General features: G+C 70.7%; 13 protein-coding genes. 9 read left to right on the top strand and 4 right to left on the bottom strand.

Annotated elements, in window-relative coordinates:
- Positions 1-24 precede the first annotated feature (24 nt).
- Positions 25-447, bottom strand: a complete 423-nt coding sequence (locus ACF062_RS18465; protein ID WP_392139330.1) for a YjbQ family protein — start codon at positions 445-447, stop codon at positions 25-27.
- Positions 448-549: 102 nt separating this feature from the next.
- Between ACF062_RS18465 and ACF062_RS18460 the strand changes: the two genes are divergently transcribed.
- From ACF062_RS18460 to ACF062_RS18435, 6 genes are all read left to right on the top strand, one after another.
- Positions 550-633, top strand: coding sequence for a putative leader peptide (locus ACF062_RS18460; RefSeq protein WP_358229513.1), 84 nt, complete (start codon positions 550-552; stop codon positions 631-633).
- Between the two features lie 131 nt (positions 634-764).
- On the top strand, positions 765-1,676 hold the full coding sequence (locus tag ACF062_RS18455) for an ABC transporter permease (protein WP_392139328.1): 912 nt from the start codon (positions 765-767) through the stop codon (positions 1,674-1,676).
- On the top strand, positions 1,649-2,449 hold the full coding sequence (locus ACF062_RS18450) for an ABC transporter ATP-binding protein (RefSeq protein WP_392139326.1): 801 nt from the start codon (positions 1,649-1,651) through the stop codon (positions 2,447-2,449). The genes ACF062_RS18455 and ACF062_RS18450 overlap by 28 nt, the downstream gene beginning before the upstream one ends.
- Before the next feature lie 58 nt (positions 2,450-2,507).
- Positions 2,508-3,572, top strand: a complete 1,065-nt coding sequence (locus ACF062_RS18445) for an ABC transporter substrate-binding protein (RefSeq protein WP_392139324.1) — start codon at positions 2,508-2,510, stop codon at positions 3,570-3,572.
- Positions 3,573-3,574: 2 nt separating this feature from the next.
- Positions 3,575-4,783 (top strand): LLM class flavin-dependent oxidoreductase, encoded by a 1,209-nt coding sequence (locus ACF062_RS18440; protein WP_392139323.1) that lies wholly within the window; start codon positions 3,575-3,577, stop codon positions 4,781-4,783.
- A gap of 52 nt (positions 4,784-4,835) precedes the next feature.
- Positions 4,836-5,942 (top strand): FAD-dependent oxidoreductase, encoded by a 1,107-nt coding sequence (locus ACF062_RS18435; protein WP_392139321.1) that lies wholly within the window; start codon positions 4,836-4,838, stop codon positions 5,940-5,942.
- Between the two features lie 20 nt (positions 5,943-5,962).
- On the opposite strand, the gene mltG is transcribed toward ACF062_RS18435, so the two are convergent.
- Both mltG and ACF062_RS18425 read right to left on the bottom strand, forming a co-directional pair.
- A complete protein-coding gene (gene mltG / locus ACF062_RS18430; protein ID WP_392139319.1) occupies positions 5,963-6,793 on the bottom strand; it encodes an endolytic transglycosylase MltG in 831 nt (276 codons plus the stop codon).
- Between the two features lie 43 nt (positions 6,794-6,836).
- Entirely contained in the window at positions 6,837-8,645 is a 1,809-nt protein-coding gene (locus ACF062_RS18425) for an ABC transporter ATP-binding protein (protein WP_392139317.1), read from the bottom strand.
- A gap of 188 nt (positions 8,646-8,833) precedes the next feature.
- Here ACF062_RS18425 and ACF062_RS18420 point away from each other — a divergent pair, with 188 nt between their 5' ends.
- The 3 genes from ACF062_RS18420 (at position 8,834) to ACF062_RS18410 (ending at position 13,937) form a co-directional block, all read left to right on the top strand.
- Positions 8,834-9,289 (top strand): MarR family winged helix-turn-helix transcriptional regulator, encoded by a 456-nt coding sequence (locus tag ACF062_RS18420; RefSeq protein ID WP_392139315.1) that lies wholly within the window; start codon positions 8,834-8,836, stop codon positions 9,287-9,289.
- 57 nt (positions 9,290-9,346) lie between these two features.
- Complete coding sequence (locus ACF062_RS18415; protein ID WP_392139313.1) at positions 9,347-12,295, top strand: FAD-binding and (Fe-S)-binding domain-containing protein; 2,949 nt, start codon at positions 9,347-9,349, stop codon at positions 12,293-12,295.
- A gap of 163 nt (positions 12,296-12,458) precedes the next feature.
- Positions 12,459-13,937 carry a Gfo/Idh/MocA family protein gene (locus tag ACF062_RS18410; protein WP_392139311.1) on the top strand — a complete coding sequence of 493 codons (1,479 nt, stop codon included), beginning with the start codon at positions 12,459-12,461 and terminating at the stop codon, positions 13,935-13,937.
- 188 nt (positions 13,938-14,125) lie between these two features.
- On the opposite strand, the gene ACF062_RS18405 is transcribed toward ACF062_RS18410, so the two are convergent.
- Positions 14,126-15,775 (bottom strand): peptide-N4-asparagine amidase, encoded by a 1,650-nt coding sequence (locus ACF062_RS18405; protein ID WP_392139309.1) that lies wholly within the window; start codon positions 15,773-15,775, stop codon positions 14,126-14,128.
- Positions 15,776-15,786 lie beyond the last annotated feature (11 nt).

The raw sequence follows: 15,786 nt of genomic DNA, 5'->3' as shown, positions 1-15,786 counted from the left end.
GAACCGCTCCGTCCGCGGGCTCGCTCAGCCGAGGAAACTCAGGCGGACCTGCCGGTCGGGATTGTCGACGTTCGTGTCGACCAGGCACACCGACTGCCATGTGCCGAGCTCCAGGCCGCCGCCCACCACCGGCAGCGTGGCGTGCGGGGGGACGAGGGCGGGCAGGACGTGGTCGCGGCCGTGGCCGGGGCTGCCGTGCCGGTGCTGCCAGCGGTCGTCGGCGGGGAGCAGGGTGTGCAGCGCGGCGAGGAGGTCGTCGTCGCTGCCCGCCCCCGTCTCCAGGATGGCGATGCCCGCCGTGGCGTGCGGGACGAAGACGTTGAGGAGGCCGTCGCGGCCGGCCGCGACCTCACGCAGAAAGGCCTCGCAGTCACGGGTGAGGTCGAGGACCCGCTCGCTCGAACCGGTGGCGACCCGCAGGACTCGGGTGGTGAACGCATCGGACATACCCCCATCCTCTCTCATGCCGCCGCCCAGCGGGCGATACGGGGCGTCCGGCTTTCGAGACGCCATTGACCCTGCGTACGCGATCTCGCTACGTTCTGCGGCATGTCGCGTTCAGCTCTGCTCACCACGCGCGGTCACATCGACCTGCTGCGGGTGGCCTCTTCCGCGTGTCGCCGCGGCTGCTGACGCCCTCTCACCCGCTTTCCCCTCTCCGTAGGCCGTTCGGTCCGCCCCCTTTCGCCTGATCTCGCTCGGGTCGCGGACGCACGCCCCACCTCTCCACTCTTTCCCTTCCTTTCACCTGCCATGGAGCGCCTATGAGCGTCAGCCATGCCTCTCCGCATGCCTCGACCGACATTTCGCCTATATCCGGTACTTCAACCGCCGACGGTGACCCCGGCCTCAGCGTCGATCCTGGCCCCGGCCCCGAACTCGAAACCCTCGCCCCCTCCTCCAGCCGCCGCGTCCGCTTCCCCCGCTGGCTGCGCCGCACCTCTGGGCCGGCCCTCCTCCTCGCACTGTGGCAACTCCTCAGCGCTACAGGGGTGTTGAACAGTGACGTCTTGGCCTCGCCAGGAACCATCGCCCGTGTCGCCGGTGATCTGATCCGGGACGGCTCGCTGCCCTCCGCCATGGGGGTCTCTCTGCAACGCGTCGCCGTCGGACTGCTGTTCGGCATCGCCGCCGGTACGGCACTCGCCCTCGTCTCGGGGCTCTCCCGGGTCGGCGAGGACCTCGTGGACGCCGGGGTGCAGATGCTGCGCACCGTGCCGTTCGTCGGGCTCATCCCGCTGTTCATCATCTGGTTCGGCATCGGCGAGACGCCCAAGATCGCCATCATCGGGCTCGGCGTCTCCTTCCCGCTCTACCTCAACGTGTACGCCGGGATCCGGGGCGTGGACGCGCGGTTGATCGAGGCCGGGGAGTCCCTCGGCCTGTCGCGGTGGGGGCTCGTGCGACATGTCGTCCTGCCCGGCGCGCTGCCGGGGGCCATGACCGGGCTGCGCTATTCGCTGGGGATCGCCTGGCTCGCGCTCGTCTTCGCCGAGCAGGTCAACGCCGATTCCGGCATCGGGTTCCTCATGGTCCAGGCCCGCGATTTCCTGCGGACCGACGTGATCGTGGTCTGCCTGATCGTCTATGCCTTCCTCGGCCTCGTCGCCGACCTCGTCGTCCGCACCCTCGAAAGGCTCCTGCTGCAATGGCGACCGACGTTCACCGGCCGATGACCTCCGCCGACGCCACCGCTCCGATCCCCGCGCCCGCCGACGCCGCCACCTCGGCCCCCGCGTCCGCCGTACGTGTCGACGGGCTCACCCGCTCCTTCGACGGGCGCGCCGTCATCGACGACCTCCACCTCGACGTCCGGCCGGGCGAGTTCGTGGCGCTCCTCGGACGCAGCGGCTGCGGCAAGTCGACACTGCTGCGCATCCTCGCGGGGCTCGACCGCGACATCAAGGGCACCGTGCTCGTCCCGCGCCGCAAGGCCGTGGCCTTCCAGGCACCCCGTCTCATGCCGTGGAAGCGGGTGTGGCGCAATGTGCTGCTCGGGCTGCCGGGCAAGCCGGGGCGGGACGTCGCCGAGCAGGCGTTGGCGGAGGTGGGCCTGAAGCACCGCACCGGCGCCTGGCCCAAGACGCTCTCCGGCGGTGAGGCCCAGCGCGCCTCCCTGGCCCGCGCGCTGGTACGGGAGCCCGACCTGCTCCTGCTGGACGAGCCGTTCGGCGCGCTCGACGCCCTCACCCGCATCAAGGCACAGCGGCTCGTCGACGAGCTGTGGCAGCGGCGCGGCTGCGCGGTACTGCTCGTCACGCATGACGTGGAGGAGGCGGTGCTCCTCGCCGACCGTGTCCTCGTGATGGACGCCGGCGTCATCGCGTACGAGAGGCGGATCGACCTGGAGCGGCCGCGCGGCATCTCCGACCCGCGCTTCGCCGAACTCCGCGAGGAGCTGCTCCGCCGCCTCGGCGTGGAGGCGCCCGCCGAGAGCGCCACCGCCTGACCCCGCCCCCTCCCAGTCGGCTCCCCCACCCTTCACGCACCGATCGAACGGAAACCCCATGCGACGACCACCACACCCCGCCCCGGCCACCCTGCTCCTCCCCCTGGCCCTGCTCCTCGCCGCCTGCTCCGGCACCTCGTCGGCCGGCACCTCGGTCGGCGGCGCGGTTGGCGGTACCGACGGCAGAGGGTCGCTCACCCTCAACGTCGGTGACCAACGCGGCGGTTCCGAAGCCGTGCTGCGCGCGGCCGGGGAGCTCGACGACCTCACATACAAGATCCGCTGGTCGACCTTCACCTCCGGGCCGCCCCTCCTGGAGGCCGTCAACGCCAAGGCCGTCGACATCGGCGCGGTGGGCAATACCCCGCCGGTGTTCGCGGCGGGCGCGGGCTCGAAGATCTCCGTGATCGCCGCGAGCCATGGCACGGCGGCGGGCGAGGCGATCCTCGTCCCGAACGGCTCGCCCTTGAAGAAGCCGCGAGACCTCAAGGGCCGCTCCGTCGCCGTGGCACAGGGTTCGTCCGCGCACTTCCAGCTGATCGCCTCCCTTGAGAAGGCGGGCCTCGGCTTCAAGGACATCAAGGTCAAGTACCTGCAACCGGCTGATGCGCTCGCCGCGTTCACCAGCGGCAAGGTGGACGCCTGGGCAGTCTGGGACCCGTACACCTCACAAGTGCTGCGGGCGAAGACGGGCCGCGTCCTGACCGACGGTGACGGTGTCGTGAACGGCCTCAACTTCCAGGTCGCGGCGCCCGGCGCGCTGAAGGACAAGAAGAAGTCCGCGGCCGTCGCCGACTACCTCAAGCGCCTGCGCAGGGCGCAGGACTGGGTCCACGACCATCCTCAGGCATGGGCGAAGGTCTGGGCGAAGGACACCGGCCTGCCCTACGAGGTGGCTCTCGACGCGGTCAAGCGCACCAACGGCACGCGGATTCCAGTGGCCGTGGACAAGAACGTCGTGACCTCCGAGCAGGAGATCGCGGACACCTTCACCGCGCTGAAGCTGATCCCGCGCCGCATCGACTTCGGCGATTTCGTCGACACCCGTTTCAACGGCGGCCTGCCGCCCTCCACCACCAAGCCGCGTACGTACCGCGCGCACACGAACGGCGAGGAGTCCTGACCATGACCGTCCACCTGCACTGGTTCCTGCCGACCGGCGGCGACGGCCGCACCCTCGTCGACCGGCACGCGTACACCGACGGCGGCATCACGCGCTCCCGTGTCACCCCGGTGAGCGGCATCCGCGCGCCCGACATCGAGTATCTGGCGCAGATCGCCAAGGCCGCCGAGCAGCTGGGGTTCGAGGCGGTGCTCACGCCGACCGGCACCTGGTGCGAGGACGCCTGGCTGACGACGGTCGCGCTCGCGCAGCACACGGAGCGGCTCAAGTTCCTCGTCGCCTTCCGGCCCGGCGTCCTCTCCCCCGTGCTCGCCGCGCAGATGGCGGCCACGTACCAGCGCATCACGCGCGGACGGCTGCTGCTCAACGTGGTCACGGGCGGCGACGCGACCGAACAGCGACGGTTCGGCGACCACTTGGGCCACGATCGCCGCTACGCCCGTACCGATGAGTTCCTCTCGGTCGTACGGGGGGTGTGGAGCGGCCGTCCGTACGACTTCGACGGTGAGCACTACCAAATCGAGGGCGGGCTGACCGCGCTGCCGCCCGATCCGCTGCCGGAGATCTTCTTCGGGGGTTCCTCGGCGGCGGCCGGTCCGGTCGCGGCGCGGCACACGGACGTGTATCTGACGTGGGGCGAGCCGCCGGAGCAGGTCAAACAGAAGATCGACTGGATCCGGGGGCTGGCCGAACGGGAGGGGCGTACGGTCCGCTTCGGCATCCGGCTGCACACCATCTCCCGTGACTCGTCGGCCGAGGCCTGGGCCACCGCGCACCGTCTGCTCGACGACCTCGACCCGGACACGATCGCCGCGGCCCAGGAGGCGCTCGGCCGCAGTGAGTCGGTCGGTCAGCAGCGGATGCTCGCGCTGCACGGCGGCTCCCGCGACAAGCTGGAGATCGCGCCGAACCTCTGGGCCGGGGTCGGCCTCGTGCGCGGCGGCGCGGGCACGGCGCTCGTCGGCAGTCACGCGGACGTCGCCGACCGGATCGAGGAGTACCACGCGCTCGGTGTCGAGCACTTCGTGCTGTCCGGCTATCCCCACCTCGAAGAGGCGTACTGGTTCGGCGAGGGCGTCATCCCGGACCTGGCACGGCGCGGGCTGCTGCCGCGCGTCCCCGCGTCACCGCTCGCCGGGGTGCCGGCGGCGAACGGCCGTCCGGCGTCGGCTCCGGGCGGTGCTCCGCTGCTGGTGGCGGGCGGACGCTGAGCCCCGTGGGCCCGCCGGGAAGATTTCACCCCCTGACGCGGTTAGTGGAACCGTGAACTACATCGGGGTACGGGACGGAGCCGCCGCAGAGGCGCACGACGTGGACGTGGTGGTCATCGGCGCGGGCCAGGCGGGCCTCTCCAGCGCCTACCACCTGCGGCGGGCCGGTTTCGAACCGGGCCGGGACTTCGTGGTCCTCGATCACGCGCCCCGGCCCGGCGGTGCCTGGCAGTTCCGCTGGCCATCGCTGACGTACGGCAAGGTGCACGGCATGCACGCTCTCCCCGGCATGGAGCTGACGGGCGCCGACCCCGCGCGTCCCTCGTCGGAGGTCATCGGGGAGTACTTCACGGCGTACGAGGACCGCTTCGACCTGCGGGTGCGGCGCCCCGTCGACGTACACAAGGTGCGTGAGGGCGAGGGCGGGCGGCTGCTCGTGGAGACCTCGGCGGGTACTTGGTCGACACGGGCGCTGGTCAACGCTACGGGCACGTGGGACCGGCCGTTCTGGCCGCGCTACCCGGGCCAGGAGACGTTCCGTGGACGGCAGCTGCACACGGCGATCTACCCCGGCCCCGAGGCTTTCGCGGGGCAGCGGGTGATCGTCGTCGGCGGTGGCGCGTCAGGCACGCAGCACCTCATGGAGATCGCTCCCTACGCGGCGGAGACCACCTGGGTCACCCGTCGCCCGCCGGTGTTCCGCGAGGGGCCGTTCGACGAGAACTGGGGGCGCTCCGCGGTCGCCATGGTCGAGGAGCGCGTACGCCAGGGGCTGCCGCCGCGCAGCGTGGTGTCGGTGACCGGCCTGCCCATGAACGACGCGATCCGCCGGGCACGGGCGGACGGGGTCCTCGACCGGCTGCCGATGTTCGACCGGATCACGCCGTCCGGCGTCGAGTGGGACGACGGGCGGCGCGTCGACGCCGACATCATCCTGTGGGCCACGGGCTTTCGAGCCGCGATCGACCACCTGGCTCCGCTGCGGCTGCGCGAGCCGGGCGGCGGCATCCGTATGGAGGGCACCGGGGCGGCCGCCGACCCCCGCGTCCACCTGGTGGGGTACGGGCCTTCGGCCAGCACGATCGGGGCCAATCGCGCGGGCCGCGCCGCCGTGCGCGACATCCGCAGGCTGCTGGCGGGGGCGTCGGCCACGGTGTGATCCGACGCCCCGAGCGGCGGTCAGGACCGCTGGCTGTGCCGGGTGTTCTTGTCGAACTCCGCGACGTTCCTCTGGTGCTCTTCGAAGTTCGCCGTGAAGCGTGTGTCACCCGGCTTCACCGTCACGAAGTACAGCCAGTCCCCTGGAGTCGGGCTGGTCGCCGCCCGCATCGCCGCTTCGCCCGGATTGCCGATCGGTGTGGGCGGCAGGCCCATGCGCGCATAGGTGTTGTAAGGGCTGTCGATCTTCGTGTCACGGTCGCTGGTGGCGAGCGTGGAGCGGTTGAGGGCGTAGTTGATGGTCGAGTCCATCTGTAGCGGCATGCCCTTGTCGAGGCGGTTGTAGATGACCCGGGCCACCTTGCCCATCTCCGCCTTGGAGCCGGCCTCCGCCTCGATCATGCTGGCGATGGTGACGGTCTGGTAGACGTTTACGGCGTTGCGGTCGGCACCCGCCGTCACATGGCTGCCGCTGAACTTCTTGTTCGCCGTGTCCACCATGTACGACAGGACCGATGCCGGGGTCGACTGGGAACTGATCGGATATGTCGCCGGGAAGAGATAGCCCTCGGGGTTGCCCCCGGCGTCACCGGGAAGCTTCAGGTCAGCCTTGGGCAGAGCCTTCTTCGTGGTGCCCGTCGGCACCTTCAGGGCCTTGTCCACGGCCGCGTACACCTGGCTCGAGCGCCAGCCCTCGGGGATCGTCAAGGACTCTGGCCGCGCATTGTCGTCCGGAAGCAGCAGCGGCACCGTCACGGCGGTGGCCGCCGCGAGGGCTCCGGTCGCGATCAGGGCGATCCGGCCCCGCCGCGTCAGTCGAATCGTGCCCCGTCGCGGAATCTTGGTCTGCATGGGGGCACGTTAACCCGTAAATAAGGTTATTTCCGGCATATCTTCATGGCGTCGGCTCCAGTTGGGCGTCTCTGCGGACCAGGGCGGCGTAACGCCCGTCGCGCGCCATGAGCTCCTCGTGCGTGCCGCGCTCGGCGATGTGCCCGCCGTCCAAGACCACGATCTGGTCGGCGCCGCGGACGGTGGAGAGCCGGTGGGCGATGGTGAGGGTGGTCCGGTCGGCGGACAGGGCGTCGATGGCTTCCTGCACGGCCCGCTCGGTGCGGGTGTCCAGGGCGCTGGTCGCCTCGTCGAGGATGAGGACCGGCGGATCGCGCAAGATGGTGCGGGCGATGGCCAGGCGCTGCTTCTCGCCTCCGGAGAAGCGGTGGCCGCGCTCGCCGACCACGGTGTCGTACCCGTCGGGCAGGGAAGCGATGTGGTCGTGGATCTGGGCGGTACGGGCCGCGGCCACGAGCTCCTCGTCGGTGGCGTCGGGCTTGGCGAAGCGGAGGTTGTCGGCGACCGAGGCGTGGAAGAGGTACGTCTCCTGGGAGACGACGCCGACGGCGCGGGCGAGGGTGTCGAAGTCGAGGTCGCGCACGTCGACGCCGTCGAGGGTGACGCGGCCGCCCGTGACGTCGTACAGCCGGGGGACGAGGTGGCTCAGGGTCGACTTGCCGGAACCGGTGGATCCGACGACGGCCAGACTGCCGCCGGCAGGTATCGCGATGTCGATGCCCTGGAGCGTCGGTCCCGACTTCTCGTCGTAGCGGAACTCGACGTCCTCGAAGCGGACCTCTCCCTTGATCGCCTCGAGGCGCACCGGCTTCTGGGGCTCGGTGATGTCGACGGTCAGATCGAGGTATTCGAAGATGCGCTGGAAGAGTGCGAGCGAGGTCTGGATCTGCACGCCGGTGGAGAGCAGGCTCACGGTCGGCCGGAAGAGGCCCTGCTGGAGCGAGACGAAGGCGACGAGCGTGCCGATGGAGACGGTGGGGCCGCCCATCTGGAAGGCGAGGCCCGCGCTCCAGTAGATGACGGCGGGCATGGCGGCCATCACGATCGAGATGACGGCCATCCGCCAGCGACCCGCCATGTTCGACCGGATCTCCAGGTCGACCAGTCGCTCGGACTCGTCGGCGAAGGATGCGGTGAGGGAGTCGGCGCGGCCCATCGTGCGGCCGAGGACGATGCCGCTCACGGAGAGGGATTCGGTGACGGTCGCGGCCATCACCGCCATCTGCTTCTGGCGCTGCGTGGCGATCTTCTTGCGCTCGCGGCCGACCCGGCGGCTGATCCACACGAACACCGGGAGCAGGAGCAAGGAGACGACGGTCAGGCGCCAGTCCAGAGCGAGCATGGCGACGACGGTCGCGATCACGCTCGTGAGGTTCGAGACGAGGGATGTCGCGGTGGAGGTGACGGTCGCCTGCATGCCGCCGATGTCGTTGGCGATGCGGGACTGGACCTCGCCCGTGCGGGTGCGGGTGAAGAAGGCCAGGGACATGCTCTGCAACCGGCCGTAGACGGCCGTGCGCAGGTCGTGCATGACGCGCTGCCCCACGGAGGTGCTGATCAGGGTCTGGAGGACACCGAAGACGCTCGTGACCACCGCGCTGAGGATCATGCCGAGCGCGAGCAGGCTCAACAGGCCCGTGCGCCCCTGCGGGATCGCGGTGTCGAGAATCTCCTTCAGCAGGAAGGGGGTCGCGACCGAGACCAGGGACGCGGCGCAGACCAGCAGGCCCACGAGCGCGAGGCGGCCTCGGTAGGGGCGGAAGAGGCGCAGGATGCGGCGCATCTGGCGCGGCTGCGGCTCCTCGCCCGGCGCCAGGGCGGGCGGTGTCCAGGTGGGTTCATCGTGACGCATGGGCTCCTACGGCATTTGCGGGGTCTGCGGGGTCATCAGTGGGGTCCGTGGGATCTGGGTCTGTGAGGTCGGTTGCGCATCGACTGCGGGGTCCTGAGACGTCCGGGATCTTTGGCGACGATGACTCAGGGAGCATAGCTCACTGTTACCTATACTCACAATGCACAAGGTCCTGATAATGTTCCCGCATGAACACCCCGGACCCCGACGGCCTGCTCGCCGAACAGTTGCTGCGGCTGACCCGCAGGTTGCAGCGGATCCAGAAGCGCCACCTGGTGCCGATCGGCATCACCCCCGCCCAATCCCGCCTGCTGCGCACCCTCGCGCACTGCGAGACCCCGCCCCGCATGGCCGACCTCGCCGACCGCCTCGAAGTGGTCCCGCGCGCCGTGACGACGCTGGTCGACGCCCTGGAGGCCGGTGATCTCGTACGCCGTGCGCCCGACCCGACCAACCGCCGGGTGATCCGCATCGAGCTCACCGACGCGGGGCTGAAGGCCCTCGGCGAGCTGCGCGGCGCGCGGCGGGCCGCCGCGGAGGACATCCTGGCCCCGTTGGACGCCGAACAGCGCGCGCAGCTGGGCGGTCTGCTGAACGCCCTGTTCGATGTGCGGGACGCGCGGGACGGCCACCGCCGCTGCTGAAGCCCAGGCGCACCGCGGGCCCCCTCGCGCGTACGCCGCCACCGCCGAGGAGAGCCCATGCCGCTGTTGGAGCCCGAGCCGGACGCCCTGCGCCCCACCTCACGCACGGAAGGACCCGCCCCCGACCGCGTCCCGGACGGCCGGGCCACGGGCACCCCGGAGCCGCTGCGGTCCGAGCTGACCGCGCTGCTCGGGGCGGACAAGGTCCTGACCAAGGTCTCCGACCTGGTGCGGTACGCCTCGGACGCGAGCCCCTACCGTTTCCTGCCGCAGGTGGTGGTCGTCCCCGAGGACATCGACGACGTCTCGGCCGTCCTGTCGTACGCTCACGGCAGGGGCCGCGAGGTCGTCTTCCGCGCCGCGGGCACCTCACTGAACGGCCAGGCCCAGGGCGAGGACATCCTGGTGGACGTGCGCAAGCACTGGGCGGGCGTCGAGGTGCTCGGCCAGGGCGAGCGGGCGCGCATCGGCCCCGGCACCACGGTCGTGCGCGCCAACGCCACGCTCGCCCGGTTCGGCCGCGTGCTCGGGCCCGACCCGGCGAGCGCCATCGCCTGCACCCTCGGCGGCGTCGTCGCGAACAACGCCTCGGGCATGACGGCGGGTACGACCCGCAACTCCTACCGCACGCTCGCCTCGCTGACCTTCGTCCTGCCCTCGGGCACGGTCGTGGACACCGCCGAGCCGGACGCCGACGAGCGGCTGGCGGAGACGGAACCCGCCCTGTGCGAGGGGCTCCTGGCGATCAAGCGGGAGATCGAGGCGGACGCCGGTCTCGTGGCCCGGATCCGCGCCAAGTACCAGATCAAGAACACCAACGGCTACCGCCTCGACTCCTTCCTCGACGGCGTGACGCCCGTGGAGATCCTGCGCGGCCTGATGGTCGGCTCCGAGGGCACGTTCGGCTTCATCTCGGAGGTCGTCTTCGACACGCTGCCGCTGGACCGGCACACCAGTACGGCCCTGCTCTTCTTCCCTTCGCTGACCGCGGCCGCCGCCGCGGTCCCGCTCTTCAACGCCGCCGGCGCGCTCGCCGTCGAACTGATGGACGGCAACACCCTGCGCGCCTCGGTCAGCGTGCAAGGGGTGCCCGCCGACTGGGCCGGGCTCCCGAAGTCGACGACCGCGCTCCTGGTGGAGTTCCGCGCGCCGGACCGGGCCACCCAGGAGGCGTACGAGACCGCCGCCGCCGAGGTCCTGGCCGGGCTGGAGCTGGTCACCCCGGTTCCCTCGGTGACGAACATCTTCACGCGCGACGCGAAGACCATCGGCGGCTACTGGAAGGCGCGCAAGGCGTTCGTCACGGCCGTCGGCGGCTCCCGCCCCTCGGGAACGACACTGATCACCGAGGACTTCGCGGTGCCTCCGGGCCGGCTGGCCGAGGCCTGTGAGGCCCTGCTGGAGCTCCAGACGCGGCACGGCTTCGACGCCGCCGTCGCGGGCCACGCGGCGCACGGCAATCTGCACTTCCTGCTCGCCTTCGACGCGGCGCGCCTCTCGGACGTGGATCGGTACGCCGCGTTCATGGACGAGTTCTGCCGGCTGACCGTGGAGCGGTTCGACGGCTCCCTGAAGGCCGAGCACGCCACGGGCCGCAACATCGCGCCCTTCCTGGAGCTGGAATGGGGACCCAGGGCCACCGAGTTGATGTGGCGCACCAAGCAGGTCATCGATCCGGACGGGGTCCTTGCCCCGCGCGTCGTCCTCGACCGGGACCCAAGGGCCCATCTGCGTGGCCTGAAGACCATCCCCAAGGTGGAGCTGATCGCGGACCCGTGCATCGAGTGCGGCTTCTGCGAACCGACCTGCCCCAGCGAGGACTTGACCACGACACCGCGCCAGCGCATCGTGCTGCGCCGCGAGATGATGCGCCAGACTCCGGGCTCCCCGGTCGAGGACGGCCTCGTCGAGGCGTACGGCTACGACGCAGTGGACACCTGCGCGGGCGACTCGACCTGCAAACTGGCGTGTCCGGTCGGCATCGACACGGGCGCCCTGATGAAGGGCTTCCGGCACGCGCGGCACTCGCCCCGCGAGGAACGGACGGCCGCGCGCGCCGCCAAGCACTTCAAGGCCGTCGAGGCGTCCGCGCGACTCGCGGTGGCCGCCGCCGACAGGATCAGCGACCGGCTGCTTTCCACGGTGACGCGTACGGCGCGCAAGGCCGTGCGGCCCGACCTCGTACCGGAGTGGCTGCCGCAGATCCCAGGCGCCGCGGCCCGCCGGCTGCCGCGCACCGCGCGCGCGGGAGCCTCGGCCGTCTACTACCCGGCGTGTGTGAACCGCATTTTCGGCGGCCCCGGCGACCGCTCCCTGGCCGAGGCCGTCGTCGCCGTGTCCACGCGCGCGGGCAAGCCTGTCTGGATTCCGGACGACGTCGCGGGGACGTGCTGCGCGACGATCTGGCACTCCAAGGGGTACGACGCGGGGAACACCCTCATGGCCAACCGCATCGTCGAGGCGGCCTGGGGCTGGACCGCGGGCGGCCGGCTGCCGCTGGTCGTCGACGCGTCCTCCTGCACGCTCGGCATCGCGCACGAGGTGGTGCCGTATCTGACGGCCGACAACCGCACGCTGCACCGGGAGCTGGCGGTCGTCGACTCGATCGTCTGGGCCGCCGACGAGCTGCTCCCCCACCTGACGGTGCGCCGGACGGTCGGCTCCGCCGTGCTGCACCCCACGTGTTCCATGCGGCATCTCGGCGACGAAGCGCAGTTGCGTGCCGTGGCGGAGGCCTGCGCGGACGAGGTGGTCGTGCCGGACGACGCAGGGTGCTGTGCGTTCGCCGGAGACCGCGGGATGCTCCACAAGGAGCTGACCGAGTCGGCGACCCGCAAGGAGGCGGCGGAGGTCACCGCCCGCCCCTATGACGCCCACCTCTCCGCGAACCGCATGTGCGAGGTCGGCATGGACCATGCGACGGGCCGCGCTTACTACTCCGCCCTCCTCGAACTGGAACGCGCGACGCGCCCGCCGGGGCCGGCGCCGGCGCCGCGCGGCCGCTGACGACCCTCCGTTCATCACCGTCCGCCACTGTTGTGACCGACGCCTGGCGCAAGGAAGTCCAACTTCCCGACCACTTCAGCCTCTTGCGTCCCCGCCGTAGCCCCATCAGGGTGGCTTCCGCCCCAGTGGTAGAGACCACCCGACATACAGCTACGGAGGTCCGATGCACGACGAGAACGCGACACCGACCCCAGACGGCGCCACCCCCGACGCAGGCACCGCCGGCACGCCGGGAGACGGCCGTTCGCGCCGTACGGTGCTGCGCACGGCGGGGCTCGCCGGGGCCGGGCTCGGACTCGGCGCCTTCGCGGGCGGCACGGCCCACGCCGACGCCCCGGACGCCCTCCCCGCCGAGGCCGCGGACACGGCTGCCCAGGCGCCCGCCCGCAAGGGCAAGACGATGATCGGTGTGCCGTTCCAACGGCGCTCCACGGTGCGGGTCGGGATCGTCGGCCTCGGCAATCGCGGCGGCTCCATGATCGACCTGTTCCTCGCGATCCCCGGCGTGCGCGTCGTGGCACTCTGCGACCCGGTCAAGGAGAAGACCGCGGCGGCCGCGAAGAAGGTCACCACCGCGGGCCAGCCGGCCCCGGCGACGTACACGAAGGGCGAGGACGACTACGAGAACCTGTGCAAGCGCGGGGACATCGACTTCGTGTACGTGGCGACGCCCTGGGACTCCCACTTCGCCATCTGCAAGTCGGCGATGCTGAACGGCAAGCACGTCGGCGTGGAGTGTCCCCTCGCCATGCGTCTGGACGAGCTGTGGGAGCTGGTGGACCTCTCGGAGCGGACCCGCAGGCACTGCATGCAGCTGGAGAACTGCTGCTACGGCAAGAACGAGATGCGTGTCCTGCGGATGGCACACGCGGGCAAGTTCGGCGACCTGCTGCACGGCGCGGGCGCCTACAACCACGATCTGCGTGGCCTGATGTTCGACCCCGACTACTACGAGGGCCCGTGGCGCCGACTGTGGCATACGCGGCTGCGCGGTGATCTCTACCCCAACCACGGCTTCGGCCCGGTCGCCAACTACATGGACGTCAACCGCGGCGACCGCGTCACGCACATATCCAGCTTCGGCACGCCCGCTCTCGGCCTCGCCGAGTACCGCAAGGCGCACATGCCGCCGGGCGACCCGAGCTGGAAGGAGACGTACATCGGAAGCGACCGCACGATCAGCCTCGTGCAGACGGCGAAGGGGCGGGTGATCCGTTTGGAGCATGACGTCTCGACCCCCCACCCGTACAGCCGCATCAACAGCCTCGGCGGCACGAAGGGCGTCTTCGAGGACTACCCCGCGCGCATCTACATCGAGCCGGACCACACGGACGACGAGTGGGCCGACTTCGACAAGTACGCCGACTTCGACCACTGGCTGTGGAAGGAGCACGCCAACCCGCCGGGCGGCCACGGCGGCATGGACTACATCATGATCTACCGCCTGATGCAGACCATGCAGCTCGGTCTCGTCCCGGACTTCGACGTGTACGACGCCGCGACGTGGACGGCGCCCGTGCCGCTGAGCCACCTCTCGATCAAGGCGAAGGGCGCGCCGCAGGCCATCCCCGACTTCACTCGGGGACTGTGGCGGAAGGCGCGCCCGGGGATGGATTCACCGAAGCCGCAGCTGAAGGCGTAGGTGCAGGCGCAGGCGCTGGCGTAGGTGCAGGCGCAGGCGCTGGCGTAGCGGTCAGCAGGGGCGCGGGGGCGGGTTCGGGGGCGGGTTCGGGCGCGGTGTTCATGTCACGGTGTTCATGTCACCGCCGGGCCCGTCCCCTTCCTGTTCCTGCTCCAATTCCTGCTCCAAGCTGTCCCTGCGTCCGCGCCTCAGCAGCGCAGCCGGTCCTCCGTCAGAGTCCCCTGCACGGTGGCCAGGGTGCGGTCATGACAGCCGCTGTCGCCGAACTGCCGGTAGCGCTCACGCGAGGTGCCCACGGCCTGCCGTTCCTCGCGCGGGACGTTGGTGAGGTAGGAGGCGTCGCCGTCGTACCGGTCGTCGATCACCGTCCGTCCGACCCGTCGGCCGCCGTGCGTCGTGACGCTCTCGGCGCGGTCCCCGAGGGAGATCTCCGTACGGAGTCGGTCACCGGCCCCGAGCGTCGTGGTGCCGTCCATCGTGTACATCCGGTCGGTGCGCACCGACCGGCCGCCCGTCGTGACCGTCTCGCGGTCGGTCCAGGTGGCCTTGAGCGCGTCCACCGCCTCGCCCTCGGTCCATCGGTGCACGGAGGTGTTGGCGAGGGTGCGCGTCACTGTCGTGGTCACACGGCCATGCGAGGTGTTCACATGCCCGGAGACGCTCAAGCGGTGGCCGCCCTTGGTGTCGAGCCGGTGAGCGGCCTCTCCCGAACCGGGCGTGTAAGTCGACTTGTTCGTGAGGGGGTTCTCCATGTGCCGGGTCAGCCGGCCCGTGACGCGCTCGCTCTTCTCGTCCTGCCATACCAGGACGTTGACCGGGGTGCTCCACCCCGTCTGCGCCTTCGGGACGCCGACGACGGAGACCTCCACCTCATGTGGGCGGCCGTCGTTGAGGATCCCCGCGAAGGGCGTCAGGTCGTACTCGATGGGCTTGACATCGAAAGCCCGGGGGCCCGGGATCACGTACCACAGAAAGGGGTTGGACCAGCCGCCGGTCCACACGGTCGGGAACGGCGCGGCGACCCCGGCCAGTTGGCCGTCCACTCTGACCTGCACCTCACGGTAGGGGCCGTTGTCCGCCTCGCAGGAGTAGGGCACGGCGTCGGGAACCGTCATGTACCAGTACTCCTCGCAGCCGCCCCCGGAGCCGGTCGCGTAGACCTCGGCGACGATGCGTTCGCTGTTGCGCGGGGTGGTGAGCGTGGTGCCGTCACCGAGCGGAAGGACACGGTCGGGTGTCACCCGCCCCGAAGCGCTCTCGGCTCGCGCGTCGGCGCCTTTCTCCCGCGCGAAGAACGTCAGCGTGGCCTTGACGTCGATGATGCCGGTGTACGTGTCGTTGACGACGTTGCCGATGAGCATCTCGACGCGCTGTTCGTGGCTCAGCGTCTCGCGGTAGCGGGTGACGTCCTTCTCCACGGACCAGGTGATGCCGTCGGGGGACGGCTGCGGGGTGGACGTGCGGAACACTTCTACGCCGCCGACGCGCAGGTAGCCGAGACGGTCGTACTGCCGCCCCTTCACCTTGCCGTCCAGCCGCAGCACCACCTTGCCCCAGCGGTCGCCACAGCCGCGGGGCGGCGTGTAGTCACCCTCGTACGGCGTGAAGTCCTTGAACCGCGCCTCGGCGATCGTCACTTCGCAGGACTTGGTGCGCGGCTTGGCGATCGGGGGCTCGGCGGTCACCGGGTCGTGCCAGTCGGTGCCGAACTCGGGCGGGGGCGTAGTCGCGGATGCGGGGCGGGGCATGGCCGTGGCGGCCGTGGCCTGGCCCGCGCCGACGAGCGTGCTCGCGACGAGAGCCGCCCCCACGAGCATGGACATGACGTGTCTTCTCATGGGGGATTTCT

Origin of the sequence: Streptomyces sp. NPDC015345, from assembly GCF_043078805.1 — a bacterium.
GTDB lineage: Bacteria > Actinomycetota > Actinomycetes > Streptomycetales > Streptomycetaceae > Streptomyces.
The sequence above is the reverse complement of the archived record's forward strand: the minus strand, read 5'-3'. Positions and strand labels throughout refer to the sequence as shown.